Genomic DNA, 15,759 nt, shown 5'->3' on the forward strand with positions numbered 1-15,759 from the left:
TTTTCTATCAAATGACCACACGAGACCTGGATTCCATCGACAAATCCATCTTGCGCTGTCTTCAGCGCGACGCGTCGCTCTCGCAGCGCGATCTTGCAGACAAGGTTGGGCTGTCGCAAAATTCCTGCTGGCGTCGTTTGACCCGCCTGCGTGAAGAAGGGGTGATCAAGGGGCAGACCATCCGTGTGGATATGCAGGCGCTTGGCCTGGGCCTGACTGTCTTTGCAATGGTCAGGACCCGGCACCACACGGCTGAATGGCTGGACCGTTTCCGCAAATCCGTTCTGGCGATTGAAAATGTGGTCGATTTCTTTCGGATCGCCGGGGACTACGACTATATGATCAAGATCGTCGCCAAGGACATGAATGATTTTGACCGGGTCTATCAAAAACTCATTGGCACGACCGAACTTGAAACGGTCACGTCCTATATCGCCATGGAGGCCATCGCCGATGGCAGAGACGCGCCAGCCTAGAGACTGAGAAGGGCTCCTCGCCCGCGGAAAATCTGTCGAGTGTGCCTCGCGACCTGTCGCGCCCCGCGCCTAGGCAAGTTCTCCGCGCTCACGGGCGAGACGGATCTGCTTTTGCCGCTCCCGAAAGCGGTTCTTGTCGTCCTCGGAGGTCTCGGCGACGCATTGATGGCAGGAGACCCCTTCCTCGTATTCCGCGCGCGCCTTGTCTTCGGGCAGAATCGGGCGGCGACACCCGTGGCAGAGCTCATGCGGGCCTTCCTTCAGCCCGTGGCCAACCGACACCCGATTGTCGAACACGAAGCATTCGCCCTGCCAGGTGCTGTCCTCGGCGGGCATTTCTTCCAGATAGCGCAGGATACCGCCCCTGAGGTGATAGACATCCTCTACCCCTTGAGAGAGCAGATAGTTCGTCGATTTCTCGCAGCGGATACCGCCGGTGCAGAACATCGCGACGCGTTTGTTGTGAAACCGGTCCTTGTTTTCCTGCCACCAGGCCGGAAACTCGCGAAAGCTCTCGGTCTCGGGATCGACCGCGCCTTCAAAGGTGCCGATGGCGACCTCGTAATCATTGCGGGTGTCGATCACCACCACATCATCGGAGCGGATCAGCTCGTTCCACTCCTGCGGTTCCACATAATTGCCCACCGAGGCGCGCGGATCGACATCCGGCTGCCCCATTGTCACGATCTCTTTTTTCAGGCGCACCTTCATGCGGCCAAAGGGCGGATGATCGGCGGTTGCCTCTTTCCACTCCAGCCCGGCACAGCCCGGCAGGGACTTGAGATGCGCCAAGACAGCGTCAATCCCGTCCCGCGGCCCGGCGATGGTGCCATTGATCCCCTCTTGCGCCAGCAGCAGCGAGCCTTTGACATCCTGCGCCAGACACAGGTCCAGAAGCGCCGGTTTCAGGGCGGCGGGATCAGCGAAACGGGTGAACTGATAGAGAGCGGCAATTGTGTACATGCCCCGGCGCATAGAGCGAAGCGGGTATTTTTGCAAGCGCGGAAAACACCGCAAAACGCCTTTAAAATATGCAAATAAGATGGATCAAAAGCCACATGCACGAGCTTGGGGCCGGACCCATCAAATGCAATGGATTGCGTTTTGCCCGAAAAGTCGCGCAGTATTTTCCGACGACAGAATACCCGCAAAGGAACGGTGATGACAAAAGCGCTTTTGGTGATTGATGTGCAAAATGATTTCTGCACCGGTGGCGCATTGGCGGTGCCGGATGGCGATGCCGTGGTGGCCCCGATCAATGCGATGATGGATCATTTTGACACCGTCATCCTAACACAGGATTGGCACCCTTCCGGGCATTCCTCCTTTGCCAGTTCCCACCCCGGACGCGGGCCCTTTGACACCGTAGAGATGCCATATGGCACGCAGGTGCTCTGGCCTGATCACTGTGTGCAAGGCAGCACCGGCGGCGCCTTTCATCCAGACCTGCGGGTGGACGGCGATCTGATCCTGCGCAAGGGCTTTCGCCGCGATATCGACAGCTACTCCGCCTTTTTTGAAAACGACCAGACCACACCGACCGGGCTGGACGGCTATCTGGGCAGCCGCGACATTACCGATCTGACGCTGGTGGGGTTGGCGCTGGATTTCTGCGTCGCCTTCTCCGCCCTGGATGCGCGCCGGCTTGGCTATGCGGTGACAATCGCCAGCGACGCCTGCCGCGCGATTGATCTTGACGGCTCATTGGAGACACAGCTCGCAAACATGCGTCAACGCGGCGTGAACTTTACATAATAGCGCAGGCTAATTTGTTAAGCTAATCCCGATACCAGTTCTATTGATAGCACTCAAAAAGCAAAAGGCGCACGCAGGTTTACACCGAATGGAAACCGCTGAGCAGCAAACACCCCTAGGGCCGCTTGCCCAATATGACGCGCAATTCAGCCCGCGCGGACTGCTCATGCGGTACATAAAATCCCGCGCGGGTTTTTTGTCGATGCGCATCGGACTCGCATGTACGGCGGTGCTCTGCGTGTCATTGGTCGTCACGCTGCCATTGGCGCTGGTCATGCTTGCCTTCTACCTGCTGTCGGATTGCGGCGAGGTCTGGTATCTGCGCGCCCTCGCCACACGGTTACGGGAGGGCGCCTCGGTGCGCCGGGCGCAGCTCGTGACCATGGGTTTTGCCATTCTGAACGCGCTGTCCGTCTCCGCCTTTGCCTATGCCCCAATGCTTCACCCGCATGCGGGTGCCGCGGGTCATCTCGCGATGGGGGAGCCCTTCTTTGCCCTTTGCGTCCTTCTGGGACCGGCCCTGCATGCCGGGTTGGACTATCGCTGGAACCCCGGATCTTCGCTCGTTCGGTTCCTGGTCTTTGCGCTGCTGGCGCTGACCATCGGCGCCCAGATTATCGCCAGCCCGGCGCTGCTCGACGCCGATCTGATCCTGCTTGGGATCGGGCTGTTGTGCTTTGTTATCGTGTTGGTTTGGTTCCTGATTTTCATTCAGAAGACCCATCAGCATTCGCGCCGCTCCAAGCGGTCGCAGGCGTTGCAGCGACAGGCGCTCGAAGATGCCTACCTGCGATTGTTCAAGCAAAAACAGGAGGCGCGCCATCTGGCGATGATTGCGGAACATGCCAATGACGGCGTCATGCTGCTGCATCCCGATGGCACCATTCGCTGGGTCAACGAGGCCTACGCGCGGATGGTCGGCTATCGCCGCGAGGAGCTGTTGGGGCATCATCCCAAGAACCTGCTGAATGACGACAATACCGATCCCGACACCCTGCGCATCATCGAAGACGGGCGGCGCGACGGCAAACCCTTCCGCGTCGAAATTCGCGCCAAACGCAAGGATGGCACGCCCATTTGGGTCGATGCCAACCAGGTTCCGATGTTTGATGACAACGGCCAGATCGAAGCGTTCATTTCGGTGGAGCGCGACGTCACCGCCGCCAAGGATCACGAACGCCAGCTGCGCGAGGCCCGCTGCGCCGCCGAAGAAGGTGCCCGCATCAAGGAGGAATTCCTGGCCACCATGAGCCATGAATTCCGCACTCCGATGAACGGGGTGATCGGCATGGCCCAGATGCTTCAGGCCACCAATCTGAACGAGGATCAGAAGCTCTACACCGACACGATTCTCAGCTCCTCGCGCGCGCTGTTGTCGCTGATCAACGACGTGCTGGATCTGTCCCGGATGAACGCGGCCGGCGTCTCCCTCTTTGAGGTGGATTTCGACCTCTATGCCTGCGTCGAGGATACCGCGCGGCTGTTGCAGGCGCAGGTCGATGAGAAGGGGCTGAAACTGACCGTCGACTTCGCCCCCGATCTGCCGCAATGGGTCCGCAGCGATGATCGCCGGTTGCGCCAGATCTTGCTGAACCTTGTAGGCAACGCTGTCAAATTCACCATCAGCGGCGGCATCGTCATTCGGGTCCTGACCGAGACTGTGCAGCAATCGCTCACGCTCAAGATCGAGGTCGAAGACACCGGCATCGGCATTCCCAACAACAAGCTCGAACATATCTTCGAGCGGTTTTCGCAGGCGGATAACGCGATTTCCCGTCGCTTTGGCGGCACCGGCCTGGGCCTGTCGATTTCGCGCGGGCTGGCCCAGGCGATGGGCGGTGACATCTCCGTCACCTCGACCCCTGGACAGGGATCATGCTTCACGGTGCAGCTGCCGCTGGAGCTCAGCGATGAACCCGCGCTCGCCCCCTGCGCCGAGGACAGCTGTTCCTCGCTTGAGGATCTTGCCGGGCTTGAGGGGCTGCGACTGTTGGTGGCCGAAGACAACCGGGTGAATCGCCTGTTGATCAGCAAGTTTCTGACCGATGTTCCCATCGACCTGCGATTTGCCGCCAACGGAAGCGAGGCCATTGATCTGGCAAAACAATTCAGCCCTCAGGTGATCCTGATGGATATGTCCATGCCAGAGGTCAACGGGCTGGACGCCACCCGCAGCAATCGCAAACTGGACATCCATCAGCCCTATATCGCAGCCCTGACCGCCAATGTGGACGAGGCCAGCCACAAGGCCTGCCTCGATGCCGGGATGGATACGTTTCTCAGCAAACCGCTGTCACGCGGCGAGCTGCTGACCCTCTTGCTGCGCTTCAGCAAAGCCTCTCAAATGAGTGCGCAGTCCTGAACGACTTGCCCGGGGGGCGGGGCTGTCCTATCAATCCCTGAACAACCGCAAGAGGCCCGCCCTTGGATATCGCCACCCGCGTCTACAATCACAAGTGGAAGATCGACCCGATCATTCGGTCCCTGATCGACACGGATTTTTACAAGCTGCTGATGTGTCAATCGGTGTTCCGCAACAAGCCGGACACGCAGGTGACCTTCTCCCTGATCAACCGCTCCACCTCGGTGCCGCTGGCCAGGCTGATCGACGAAGGCGAGCTGCGCGAACAGCTCGACCATATCCGCTCGCTGTCGCTCAGCCGTGGCGAGAGCACCTGGCTGCGCGGCAACACATTCTACGGCAAACGCCAGATGTTCCGCCCCGACTTTATGGAGTGGTTCGAAAACCTGCGCCTGCCGCCCTATCACCTGGAGCGCAAGGGCGATCAATATGAGCTGACCTTCGAGGGCAGCTGGCCCGAGGTCATGCTCTGGGAGATCCCGGCGCTGTCCGTGTTGATGGAGCTGCGCTCCCGCGCCGTGCTCAATGACATGGGCCGGTTTGAACTCCAGGTGCTCTATGCCCGCGCCATGACCAAGGTCTGGGAAAAGATCGAAAAGCTGCGCGAGATTCCGAACCTCGGCATCGCCGATTTCGGCACCCGTCGGCGGCACAGCTTCCTGTGGCAGGATTGGTGCGTGCAGGCGATGATGGAGGGGCTGGGCAATGCCTTCAGCGGCACCTCCAACTGCCTGATCGCGATGCGCCGGGAGGTCGAGGCAATCGGCACCAACGCTCATGAGCTGCCGATGGTCTATTCCGCCCTGGCCGAGGATGACGCCGCTCTGGCGCAGGCGCCCTATAACGTGCTGTCCGACTGGCATGACGAACACGAGGGCAACCTGCGCATCATCCTGCCCGATACCTATGGCACCCAGGGCTTTCTCGACCATGCGCCGGATTGGCTGGCCGGATGGACCGGGATCCGGGTCGACAGCGGCGATCCGGCGGCTGCCGCCGAAATCGCCATTCGCTGGTGGCAGGACCGCGGCGAGGATCCGCGCCAGAAGCGGGTGATTTTCTCCGATGGGCTTGATGTCGACAAGATCGCAGAGCTTCAGGCGCAATTTGCCGGCCGGGTCAAAGCCTCCTTCGGCTGGGGCACGCTTTTGACCAATGATTTCCGCGGCTTGGTGCCCGGTGATCGGCTGGCGCCCTTCTCGCTGGTCTGCAAGGCGATCTCTGCCAATGGGCGCCCGACGGTCAAGCTCTCGGATAACCCGGAAAAGGCCATGGGCCCGGCAGACGAGATCGCCCGCTACAAACGGGTGTTTGGCGTGGGCGAACAGGACTCCGTCGAAGTGATCGTCTGATCGGGTCGGGGAGAGCGCAACCGCCCTCCCCCGCTCCCTTCAGAGCCGCTCGATCGCAAGGGCAATCCCCTGACCGCCACCGATACACATGGTGATGATCGCGCGCCGCCCGCCGCTGCGTTCCAGTTCATAAAGCGCCTTGACGGTGAGGATCACGCCCGTGGCGCCCACCGGGTGGCCCAATGCGATGGCGCCGCCATTTGGGTTCACCTTATCGGCATCAAGGCCCAGCGCCTTGTTCACCGCCAGCGCCTGCGCAGCGAAGGCCTCGTTGGATTCGATCAGGTCAAAATCGCCAATGCCCATGTCGATCCGCTCCAGCAGCTTCTCGACCGCCGGGATCGGCCCGATGCCCATGACCTCCGGGCGCACGCCCGCATGGGCATAGCCAAGCACACGCGCCCGAGGTTTCAGGCCGGCCTTTTCCGCCGCCTCACCGCGCGCGAGCACCAATGCCGCCGCGCCGTCGTTGATGCCCGATGCATTGCCCGCCGTCACCCGACCGTCCTTTTGAAACACCGGCCGCAGGCCCGCCAGCGCCTCCAGCGAGGTGGCCTTGGGGTGTTCATCCACCGCAAAAGGCACCAGATCACGTTTGACCCTGACCTCGACCGGGACGATCTCGTTTTTGAAATATCCCGCCTCGATTGCCGCCGCAGCGCGGGTCTGGCTGGCGAGGGCAAAGGCGTCCATCTCTTCGCGCGAGATATCATACTCCTGCGCGACGTTTTCCGCCGTCACCCCCATATGGCCGGTGCCAAAGGGGCAGCTCAGCGCGCCCAGCATCATGTCGAGCGAGGTCACATCGCCCATCTTCTGGCCCCAACGGGTCGACGGCGTGATGAAGGGGCTGCGCGACATGCACTCGGCACCTCCGGTCAGGGCGAAATCCGCATCCTCCAGCATCAGCGCCTGAATGCTAGAGACGATGGCCTGCGCGCCCGAGCCACAGAGCCGGTTCACATTCATCGCCGGGGTGCTCTCCGGCACGCCCGCCTGCATCGCCGCCACCCGCGACAGATACATGTCGCGGGGTTCGGTGTTGATCACATGGCCATAGACCACCGAGCCGATCTGCCCGGGCTCCACCCCGGAGCGCTCCATCGCGGCCTTGGCGACCACGGTGCCAAGGTCGATGGGCGCCACGCCCGCCAGCGCGCCGCCAAAGGTGCCAATGGCCGTGCGTGCCCCATCCAGAATCACAATATCGGTCATGTTGCTCTCCTTATTTCCGTTGCCGCGACTATGCCGTGGCACTGCTCCGCTGTCGCCCGCAACGTCCCGTCATTGACAGCGCCGCGCTGCCGCGCCATCACTCCGTTATGACGGACACAACAGACGATATCCTGTCCCTCCTGCCCAGCCGCCTGAAAGAGGCGCGCCGGGCACAGGGATTGAGCCTTGAGGCGGTCGCCAATCTTTCCGGCGTCAGCCGCTCCATGGTGAGCCAGATAGAACGTGGCGAAAGCTCGCCCACCATTGCCACGCTGTGGAATCTCACCCGCGCCTTGCAGGTGGATTTTGCCGGTTTGCTGGATGCGCGCGCCGCCGAGGACCGTATTGATGTGCTGCGCGCACGCGAGGTTCCGGTGATCGACAACAAGAGCGCCAAATGCAGCATCGCCATCCTGTCGCCGCCCGAAGACGTTGGCGGGCATGAGGTTTACGACATCCGCTTTGCCCCGCAAGGCGCGCTGGTCAGCGCGCCGCATGGCGCGGGCACGGTGGAGCAGTTGACCGTATTGGACGGCAGCGTGGAGGTGACCTCCGGCGCGGCGCAAGACCGGCTCTTGCCGGGGGACACCGCACGATACCCGGCCGATGTGGCCCATGCGATCACCGCAACCGAAGGCGCAGCGCGGGTGTTTCTGATCGTGAAATCCGGCTGAATTGGGGGCGCAACGAGGGGCGCTGCCCCTCTGGCCCTGCGGGCCATTCACCCCGGGATATTTTCGGTTAGAAGAAAGAGGTGATATCCATAATAACGGATATTTTTCCGTGAAAGTGAATTTTCTGCTTTACGGATGCCGTTCTGCCGTGACAGACTTCGCAAAACAGCGGGAGTCTTGTCATGTCGAATGCATTCCTAGATCACATCAGCGAGGTCCTGACCCAGATCGAGGCGGATGGGCTTTATAAGCGCGAACGTCTGATCACCTCGCCGCAGGCGGGCGAGATCGAAGTCGCCGGGCGTCGGGTGATCAATCTCTGCGCCAATAATTATCTGGGTCTGGCGGATCACCCGGAGCTGATTGCCGCCGCCAAATCCGTGATGGACGAGAAGGGGTATGGCATGGCCTCCGTCCGTTTTATCTGCGGCACGCAGGATCTGCATCGCGCCCTGGAAAAGCGGCTCGCGCGGTTTCTGGGCAAAGAGGATTCGATCCTGTTTGCCGCCTGTTTTGACGCCAATGGCGGGCTGTTTGAGCCGCTGCTGAGCGCCGAGGATGCGGTCATTTCCGACAGTCTGAACCATGCGTCGATCATCGACGGCATCCGGCTGTGCAAGGCGCAGCGCTACCGCTATGCCAACAATGATATGGCCGATCTGGAGGCCCAGCTGAAGGCCGCCCGCGCGGCGGGGGCGCGCCATATCATGATCGCCACCGATGGGGTGTTTTCCATGGATGGCACCCTGGCCAATCTGCCGGCGATCCGCGAGATTGCCAGCCGGTATGAGGCCTTGGTGATGGTGGATGACTGCCATGCCACCGGGTTTATGGGACCACGCGGGGCGGGCACGCCGGATCATTTTGGCGTTGAGGTTGATATCCTCACCGGCACGCTCGGCAAGGCGCTGGGTGGGGCGCTTGGCGGCTATATTGCCGGGCCGCAGCCGGTGATAGACCTGCTGCGCCAGCGTGCCCGGCCCTATCTGTTTTCGAATGCGCTGCCGCCTTCTGTGGTTGCTGCCGGATTGGAGGCCATCCGGCTGGTCGAGGCGGGCGGGGAGCTGCGCGCGCAATTGTTTGAAAACGCCCGCTTCTGGCGCGCGGGGCTGAGCGATCTGGGCTTTGACCTGCTGCCGGGCGAGCACCCGATCATCCCGGTGATGCTGGGGGATGCAAAGCTTGCGCAGGCGATGGCGGCCAAGCTGTTTGACGAAGGCGTCTATGTGTCCGGCTTTTTCTTTCCCGTGGTGCCCAAGAGACAAGCGCGCATCCGCACCCAAATGAATGCGGCCCTGACCCGCGATGAGTTGACCCGGGCCCTTGGCGCGTTTGAGCGCGCGGGCAAAGCCTGCGGGGTGATCTGAGATGCTGCCCAACACGATGAAAGCGCTGGAGAAATCCAAACCCGAAGAGGGGCTCTGGATGGTGCAGGCCCCGGTGCCAGAGATCGGCCCGGACGAGGTGCTGATCAAGATCAACAAGACCGGCATCTGCGGCACCGATATCCACATCTGGAACTGGGATGACTGGGCCGCGCATACGGTGCCGGTGCCGATGATCACCGGCCATGAATTCGCCGGAGAGATTGTCGAACTCGGTCGCAATGTCACCGGGCTTTCGGTCGGGCAGCGCTGCTCTGGCGAGGGGCATCTGATCGGCACCGACAGTCGGCAATCGCGCGCGGGCAAGTTCCATCTGGACCCGGGCACCCGTGGCATCGGGGTCAATGAACTGGGGGCTTTTGCGCAGTATCTGCGTCTGCCTGCCTTCAATGTGGTGCCCCTGCCCGATGACATCCCGGACGAGATCGGCGCCATTCTCGACCCGCTTGGCAATGCGGTGCATACGGCGCTGAGCTTTGATTTGCTGGGAGAAGATGTCCTGATCACCGGCGCGGGCCCCATCGGCATCATGGCCGCTGCCGTCGCCCGCCACGCCGGAGCGCGCAACGTGGTGATCACCGATATCAACCCGGACCGTCTGGCGCTGGCGGAACATGTCGCCCGGGTGCGGGCCGTGAATGTCGCCAAGGAAGACCTGAACGACGTCAAACATGAACTCGGCCTGAAACAGGGCTTTGACGTCGGGCTGGAGATGTCCGGCAGCCAGGCCGCGCTCGATCAGATGGTCGAAGCGCTGGTGATGGGCGGCAAGATCGCGCTGCTTGGCATTCCGCCGGGCAAATCGCCGGTCGATTGGTCGCGTATCGTGTTCAAGGCGATCACCCTGAAAGGGGTCTATGGCCGCGAGATGTTCGAGACCTGGTACAAGATGATCGCCATGCTGCAAAACGGTCTGGATGTCAGCCGGGTAATCACCCACCGCTTTGCGGTTGCGGATTTTGCCGAGGGTTTCGCCGCGATGAAATCCGGCCAGAGCGGCAAAGTGGTCCTGGACTGGACCGACGCCTGAAGGCCCCCCTCAGCGCATGCGCGCGCCAAGGCCCGAGACCAGACCAGAGAAAAGAAGCGGGCTCTCCGATCATCGGGAGCCCGCCTTAGTGAAGGACAACGTGACGCATGGCCGGGCGCCAATGACGATGGGGAGACCGACTGCTAAGGGGATGCAGTTGGGCCATGGCGCCGGCCATGCAGTTCAAGATACAACCATTGCGAGTGAAATCGCAATGGATTTCTATCTCAAGAGACGCTAAGGCGCTTACAGGGCCTGCGCATCGGGCTGCAATCTCTGGCGGCCCTCAGGGGTCAGGCACCAGGCCTCCTCGCCCTCAAACACCACCGGAACCAGCGTCCGCCCGTAGCCTGCCCCGCAGTCAATATCGACGCGATTGCCATAGTGGACGGGGTGCTTCTCGGCGGTGTGGCCATGCACGATCAGCTTTGGGTGCACCGTGGCGTCATCCAGAAACCCCTGGCGGATCCAGATCAGGTCATCCTCCTGCTGCTCGGCCAGCGGCACCCCGGGCCGGATGCCCGCGTGCACAAACATCAGTGGGCCAACCTGATGCGACAGCGGCAGCGCGTCTATCCAGTCGAGATGCGCGCGGGGGACCGCCGCGCGGGCCTCGGCGTGGACGGCATATTTGCGGTCACGCGGGCCGCAGGCGACCCCGTAAGAGGCCAGCGTCTCGACCCCGCCGATCCGTTCGTTCAGGTAATAGAGCTCCACCGGCAGGAACGGATCCTCGCGGGGGAAATCCTCCATGAACCAGCTGAACATGCGGTCGTGGTTGCCCTTGAGGCAGGTCCAGTTGCGGCCCGTGGCCTGCCCCTCCATCAGGCGCTCGATCACGCCACGGCTGTCCGGGCCACGGTCCACGTAATCGCCGACAAAGACCACTTCGGCGTCCGGCCCGCCATCTGCGGCGACCAGCTCCAGCGCGCGCTCCAGCTGGGCGGTTTGTCCGTGAATGTCACCAATGGCGTAAATGGGCTGGGTCATTTCTCATCTTCTTTCGGTTTTTCGGCATGCAGAGCGCAGTATCCGGCTATGATGACAAACCAATAACGCCTTGCCCGAGCAACAGAACCAATCGGGGCACCAGAGGCAAGGCCAAATGCCCCGGCATCAGGGAAGGGAAACAAAATGAAGGGACTCGCATTCGGCTTCATGGCGCTGGCAGTCTGTCTGGGCATTCTGGGGATGCTCTGGGGGATCCACATGGCCGCATCCAAGGATCATACGCTGTCCATCGCCCATGCCCATCTCAACCTGATCGGCTGGGTCGGATTTTCGATCTTCGGGATTTATTACCACGTGGTCCCGACGGCGGCGCAGGGGCGGCTGCCGCGCCTGCATCTGGCGCTATCGATCCTGGCTGTGGGCAGCATCGTGCCGGGCATCGTGAGTGTCAAAAATGGTGGCAGCGATACGCTGGCCATTCTTGGCAGCCTCTTGACCGTCGGCAGTATGGTCCTGTTCCTGCTGACGGTGCTGCGCAGCCGGGCGCGCTGATCTGAATTGCGGGCCCGCTCAATCAGTGGGCCCGCAGGATTTGGGGTCAAAGACCTCAGGCGACGTCGAAAACCAGCGGCTTGATCTGGGTGAACAGACCGGTTTCGGCCAGCTTGGCGCGCGCCTCCGCCGGCACCGGCGCATCGACATAGAGCAGCGCGATCGCCTCGCCACCAGCTGCGGCACGGCCCAACGTAAAGTTGGCGATGTTCACGTCCATGCTGCCCATGGTCTGGCCCAGCGCACCAATGATGCCCGGCACGTCGTTGTTGGTGGTATAGAGCATATGCGCCCCCACCTCGGCGTCGATATTGATGCCCTTGATCTGGATGAACCGCGGCTTGCCATCCGAGAACACGGTGCCCGCCACCGAGCGCTCGCGCTTGGCGGTGACCACGGTCACCTTGATATAGCCGTCAAAGGTGCCGGATTTATCCTGATTGGTGGTGGAAATCTTGATGCCGCGTTCCTTGGCCACCACGGGTGCCGAGACCATGTTCACATCCGGGTTCACCTTTTTCATGATCCCGGCAACCACGGCGCAGTTCAGCGCCTCAAGGTTCATCTCGGACGCAACCCCGTCATAGAGCACGTTGATCGCCTGGATCGGCTCATCGGTCATCTGCCCGGCAAAGGCACCGAGATGTTCGGCAAGCTTGATCCAGGGGCCCATGACCTTGGCTTCTTCGGCGGTCACCGACGGCATGTTGAGCGCATTTTCCACCGCGCCGGTCAGCAGGTAGTTGGCCATCTGCTCGGCCACTTGCAGGGCCACGTTTTCCTGTGCCTCGGTGGTGGCAGCACCCAGGTGCGGTGTGCAGACCACATTGGGCAGGCCAAACAGCGCGTTCTCCTTGGCCGGCTCGACCGAGAAAACGTCAAAGGCCGCACCGGCGACATGGCCGGATTTCAACAGATCCGCCAGCGCCTCTTCATCGACCAGACCGCCACGCGCGCAGTTGATGATCCGCACGCCTTTCTTGGTCTTTTCCAGGTTCTCGCGGCTCAGGATGTTCTTGGTCTGCTCGGTCAGCGGAACATGCAGGGTGATGAAATCGGCGCGAGTCAGCAGCTCTTCCAGCTCGACCTTCTCAACACCCATCTTGTCGGCCTTTTCCTGCCCCAGGAAGGGATCATAGGCGACAACTTTCATTTTCAACCCACGGGCCCGGTCGCAGACGATACCACCGATGTTGCCCGCGCCGATCACGCCCAGCGTCTTGCCGGTCAGCTCGACCCCCATGAATTTGGATTTCTCCCATTTCCCGGCATGGGTCGAGGCGGAGGCCTCGGGCAGCTGGCGCGCGACCGCGAACATCATGGCGATCGCATGTTCGGCAGTGGTGATCATGTTGCCAAAGGGCGTGTTCATCACGATCACACCTTTTTTCGACGCCGCGTCCTTGTCCACGTTGTCGGTGCCGATCCCGGCACGGCCGATGACCTTGAGGTTGGTCGCGGCCTCAAGGATCGTCGGTGTCACCTTGGTGGCGGAGCGAATGGCAAGGCCGTCATATTGACCGATGATCTCGGCCAGTTTCTCTTTGTCCTTGCCCACGTCGGGCAGGAAATCAACGTCGATGCCGCGATCGCGAAAGATCTGAACGGCGGTTTCCGAGAGCTTGTCGGAGACGAGTACTTTGGGAGCCATGAGATAAGGTCCTTATCTGCGGGGGCCGCTGGGCGGCCTGAATTTACAACAAGAGGGGAGAGCGCAGCCCGGCGGTCTCTGCCGGGCCGTCTTGTGTCATCAGCCTTGTGCGGCGATCTCGGCCTCAAAGGCATGGGCCAGCCACGGCAGAAGCGCCTCGATATCGGCGGTTTCCACCGTTGCACCACACCAGATCCTGAGACCGGCAGGCGCATCGCGATAGGCGCCGATGTCATAGGCGATATCTTCGGCCTCAAGCCGTTTCGCCACCGCCTTGGCAAAGCTCGCACCGTCCTTGATGCGGGCGTCGGTGAACTTCAGGCAGACAGAGGTATTGGACCGCGTCGCCGCATCCACCGCCAGATTGTCGATCCAGTCATTGGCCGTGGTAAAGGCGTGGATCGCCTCCGCATTGGCATCGGCCCGGGCAATCAGCCCCTCAAGTCCACCAACAGAACGCGCCCAATCCAGCGCAAACAGGTAGTCCTCAACCGCCAGCATCGAGGGCGTGTTGATCGTCGCACCGGTAAAGATCCCGTCGATCAGCTTGCCGCCCTTGGTCAGGCGGAAGATCTTCGGCAGCGGCCATGCGGGGGTGTAGCTTTCCAGCCGCTCTACCGCGCGGGGGCCGAGCACGATGACGCCATGCGCCGCCTCGCCGCCCAGCACTTTCTGCCAGGAGAAGGTCGTCACATCAAGCTTGTCCCAGGGCAGCTCCTGCGCGAATGCGGCAGAGGTCGCATCACAAATGGTCAGCCCCTCGCGGTCATCCGCGATCCAGTCGCCATTGGGCACCCGCACGCCAGAGGTGGTGCCGTTCCAGGTGAACACCACGTCGTTGTTGGTATCCACCGTGGCCAGATCGACAATCTCGCCATAGTCAGCGGTCTTCACCTCGGCGTCCAGCTTGAGCTGTTTGACAACATCGGTCACCCAGCCTGCGCCAAAGCTTTCCCATGCGAGCATCTCAACCTTGCGGGCGCCAAGAAGGTTCCACATCGCCATTTCAACCGCGCCGGTATCCGAGGCGGGCACAATGCCGATCTTGTAGTCTGCGGGGATGCCCAGAACTTCGCGTGTGCCTTCGATGGCGGCAAGCAGCTTGGCTTTGCCGACGGCAGCGCGGTGGCTGCGACCCAGAGGCGCATCCGCGAGTTTGGACAGATCATATGTAGGGGGTTTGGCACAGGGGCCGGAGGAAAAACGCGGATTACCCGGCCGCGTTGCCGGTTGTTCAATAGCCATTGCTGCTACCCTTCCAGATAAGCGCCCTTCGTTAGGGAAGGGTGTCCTGCCGCCAGTGCTATGCGGCGGCGCAGCGCCGCGCAACAGGAAAAATCGCCCAATTGCGGCGTTCTGGAAAATAACGCGACACATTTCGTCGCGGATCGGAAACTTTCGCCGCCTGCGGGTTCGGCGCTGGCGCCCCCGGCAAGGCCCCGCTAAGACATGCAGAGCCGCATGAACCGGAGATCCCAGATGTATGTCGCGACGATTCTTGTGAACCCTGCTCAGCCGACGCTGGAGCCCAGCCTTGTTGACTCGCTCAGGAACGCCTGGGGCGGCGGCGAGACCAAATGGCTGAACCCCGGCGTTGCTGCCGAATTCCCCCTGCCCCGGCGCCCCGACAACCAGTGGCAGGTCTGGGCCGACCTGCAAGCCATCGGGGTCGATCTGGTGCTGCAACCCGCTGACGGGCGGCGCAAGAAGATGCTGCTGGCGGATATGGACAGCACCATGATCCAGCAGGAATGCATCGACGAGCTGGCCGAGGAGGCCGGTGTCGGCGCGCACGTCAAGGATATCACCGCCCGCGCCATGAATGGCGAGCTGGATTTTGACGGCGCGCTGACCGAGCGTGTCGGCCTGCTGAAAGACCTGCCCGAGGGCGTCATCGCTCAGGTGCTCGACACGCGCATCACCTATATGCCCGGCGGCAAGACCCTGCTGGCAACGATGAAGGCCAATGGCGCCTATGCGGCACTGGTTTCGGGCGGCTTCACCGCCTTTACATCCCGGGTCGCGGCGGAGCTGGGCTTCGACGAGAACCGCGCCAACACGCTGATCACCGCCGAGGGCAAGCTGACCGGCACGGTTGGCCAGCCCATCCTGGGCCGCGAAGCCAAGGTGAAGGCGCTGGAGGAGATCACCGCCCGGCTTGGTCTTTCAGAGGCGGATGTGATCGCGGTCGGCGACGGGGCCAATGACCTCGGGATGCTGAAACGGGCGGGCGCGGGCGTGGCGCTGCATGCCAAACCCTCGGTCGCGGCGGAATGCGAGATCCGCATCAACCACGGCGACCTCACGGCGCTGCTTTATGTGCAGGGCTACGCCCACAGCGACTTCAAAGGATAGC

The 15,759-nt window shown here is 61.9% G+C and carries 14 protein-coding genes; 9 read left to right on the forward strand and 5 right to left on the reverse strand.

Annotated features, from left to right (window positions below; all coding sequences use genetic code 11):
• Positions 1-11: 11 nt before the first annotated feature.
• Positions 12-476 carry an Lrp/AsnC family transcriptional regulator gene (locus HCZ87_RS05400; RefSeq protein ID WP_167642747.1) on the forward strand — a complete coding sequence of 155 codons (465 nt, stop codon included), beginning with the start codon at positions 12-14 and terminating at the stop codon, positions 474-476.
• 69 nt (positions 477-545) lie between these two features.
• Here the strand turns inward: HCZ87_RS05400 and HCZ87_RS05405 are convergent, their stop codons facing one another.
• Positions 546-1,439, reverse strand: coding sequence for a rhodanese-related sulfurtransferase (locus HCZ87_RS05405; RefSeq protein WP_167642748.1), 894 nt, complete (start codon positions 1,437-1,439; stop codon positions 546-548).
• Between the two features lie 198 nt (positions 1,440-1,637).
• Here HCZ87_RS05405 and pncA point away from each other — a divergent pair, with 198 nt between their 5' ends.
• The 3 genes from pncA (at position 1,638) to pncB (ending at position 5,945) form a co-directional block, all read left to right on the forward strand.
• Entirely contained in the window at positions 1,638-2,231 is a 594-nt protein-coding gene (pncA, locus tag HCZ87_RS05410; RefSeq protein WP_167642749.1) for a bifunctional nicotinamidase/pyrazinamidase, read from the forward strand.
• Between the two features lie 202 nt (positions 2,232-2,433).
• Positions 2,434-4,593: a PAS domain-containing hybrid sensor histidine kinase/response regulator gene (locus HCZ87_RS05415; RefSeq protein ID WP_254868529.1), complete on the forward strand. Its 2,160-nt coding sequence runs from the start codon at positions 2,434-2,436 to the stop codon at positions 4,591-4,593.
• A gap of 62 nt (positions 4,594-4,655) precedes the next feature.
• Positions 4,656-5,945, forward strand: coding sequence for a nicotinate phosphoribosyltransferase (pncB, locus tag HCZ87_RS05420; RefSeq protein ID WP_167642751.1), 1,290 nt, complete (start codon positions 4,656-4,658; stop codon positions 5,943-5,945).
• A gap of 39 nt (positions 5,946-5,984) precedes the next feature.
• On the opposite strand, the gene HCZ87_RS05425 is transcribed toward pncB, so the two are convergent.
• A complete protein-coding gene (locus tag HCZ87_RS05425; RefSeq protein WP_167642752.1) occupies positions 5,985-7,160 on the reverse strand; it encodes an acetyl-CoA C-acyltransferase family protein in 1,176 nt (391 codons plus the stop codon).
• 107 nt (positions 7,161-7,267) lie between these two features.
• Between HCZ87_RS05425 and HCZ87_RS05430 the strand changes: the two genes are divergently transcribed.
• The 3 genes from HCZ87_RS05430 to tdh all read left to right on the forward strand — a co-directional run bounded on the left by HCZ87_RS05430 (position 7,268) and on the right by tdh (position 10,249).
• A complete protein-coding gene (locus HCZ87_RS05430) occupies positions 7,268-7,834 on the forward strand; it encodes a helix-turn-helix domain-containing protein (protein ID WP_167642753.1) in 567 nt (188 codons plus the stop codon).
• A 182-nt stretch (positions 7,835-8,016) separates the two neighbouring features.
• Positions 8,017-9,201, forward strand: coding sequence for a glycine C-acetyltransferase (locus HCZ87_RS05435; protein ID WP_167642754.1), 1,185 nt, complete (start codon positions 8,017-8,019; stop codon positions 9,199-9,201).
• Between the two features lie 16 nt (positions 9,202-9,217).
• Positions 9,218-10,249: an L-threonine 3-dehydrogenase gene (gene tdh / locus HCZ87_RS05440; RefSeq protein ID WP_167642772.1), complete on the forward strand. Its 1,032-nt coding sequence runs from the start codon at positions 9,218-9,220 to the stop codon at positions 10,247-10,249.
• 246 nt (positions 10,250-10,495) lie between these two features.
• Here the strand turns inward: tdh and HCZ87_RS05445 are convergent, their stop codons facing one another.
• Entirely contained in the window at positions 10,496-11,239 is a 744-nt protein-coding gene (locus tag HCZ87_RS05445; RefSeq protein ID WP_167642755.1) for a metallophosphoesterase family protein, read from the reverse strand.
• Between the two features lie 144 nt (positions 11,240-11,383).
• Between HCZ87_RS05445 and HCZ87_RS05450 the strand changes: the two genes are divergently transcribed.
• Positions 11,384-11,752, forward strand: coding sequence for a hypothetical protein (locus HCZ87_RS05450; protein ID WP_167642756.1), 369 nt, complete (start codon positions 11,384-11,386; stop codon positions 11,750-11,752).
• A gap of 55 nt (positions 11,753-11,807) precedes the next feature.
• Here HCZ87_RS05450 and serA read toward each other — a convergent pair whose 3' ends face one another.
• Complete coding sequence (serA, locus tag HCZ87_RS05455; protein ID WP_167642757.1) at positions 11,808-13,403, reverse strand: phosphoglycerate dehydrogenase; 1,596 nt, start codon at positions 13,401-13,403, stop codon at positions 11,808-11,810.
• A 99-nt stretch (positions 13,404-13,502) separates the two neighbouring features.
• A complete protein-coding gene (locus tag HCZ87_RS05460) occupies positions 13,503-14,648 on the reverse strand; it encodes a phosphoserine transaminase (RefSeq protein ID WP_167642758.1) in 1,146 nt (381 codons plus the stop codon).
• 234 nt (positions 14,649-14,882) lie between these two features.
• Between HCZ87_RS05460 and serB the strand changes: the two genes are divergently transcribed.
• Positions 14,883-15,758 carry a phosphoserine phosphatase SerB gene (gene serB, locus HCZ87_RS05465; RefSeq protein WP_167642773.1) on the forward strand — a complete coding sequence of 292 codons (876 nt, stop codon included), beginning with the start codon at positions 14,883-14,885 and terminating at the stop codon, positions 15,756-15,758.
• The last annotated feature ends 1 nt before the right edge of the window (position 15,759 follow it).

It is taken from the genome of Phaeobacter sp. HF9A (assembly GCF_011806385.1).
Taxonomy (GTDB): Bacteria; Pseudomonadota; Alphaproteobacteria; order Rhodobacterales; family Rhodobacteraceae; genus Epibacterium.

Bases quoted from the DNA above. Each gene is read 5' to 3' on its own strand.
- HCZ87_RS05400 (WP_167642747.1), top strand. From the start codon at position 12: ATGACCACACGAGACCTGGATTCCATCGACAAATCCATCTTGCGCTGT.
- HCZ87_RS05405 (WP_167642748.1), bottom strand. From the start codon at position 1,439: ATGTACACAATTGCCGCTCTCTATCAGTTCACCCGTTTCGCTGATCCC.
- pncA (WP_167642749.1), top strand. From the start codon at position 1,638: ATGACAAAAGCGCTTTTGGTGATTGATGTGCAAAATGATTTCTGCACC.
- HCZ87_RS05415 (WP_254868529.1), top strand. From the start codon at position 2,434: ATGCGCATCGGACTCGCATGTACGGCGGTGCTCTGCGTGTCATTGGTC.
- HCZ87_RS05425 (WP_167642752.1), bottom strand. From the start codon at position 7,160: ATGACCGATATTGTGATTCTGGATGGGGCACGCACGGCCATTGGCACC.
- HCZ87_RS05430 (WP_167642753.1), top strand. From the start codon at position 7,268: ATGACGGACACAACAGACGATATCCTGTCCCTCCTGCCCAGCCGCCTG.
- HCZ87_RS05435 (WP_167642754.1), top strand. From the start codon at position 8,017: ATGTCGAATGCATTCCTAGATCACATCAGCGAGGTCCTGACCCAGATC.
- tdh (WP_167642772.1), top strand. From the start codon at position 9,218: ATGAAAGCGCTGGAGAAATCCAAACCCGAAGAGGGGCTCTGGATGGTG.
- HCZ87_RS05445 (WP_167642755.1), bottom strand. From the start codon at position 11,239: ATGACCCAGCCCATTTACGCCATTGGTGACATTCACGGACAAACCGCC.
- HCZ87_RS05450 (WP_167642756.1), top strand. From the start codon at position 11,384: ATGAAGGGACTCGCATTCGGCTTCATGGCGCTGGCAGTCTGTCTGGGC.
- serA (WP_167642757.1), bottom strand. From the start codon at position 13,403: ATGGCTCCCAAAGTACTCGTCTCCGACAAGCTCTCGGAAACCGCCGTT.
- HCZ87_RS05460 (WP_167642758.1), bottom strand. From the start codon at position 14,648: ATGGCTATTGAACAACCGGCAACGCGGCCGGGTAATCCGCGTTTTTCC.
- serB (WP_167642773.1), top strand. From the start codon at position 14,883: ATGTATGTCGCGACGATTCTTGTGAACCCTGCTCAGCCGACGCTGGAG.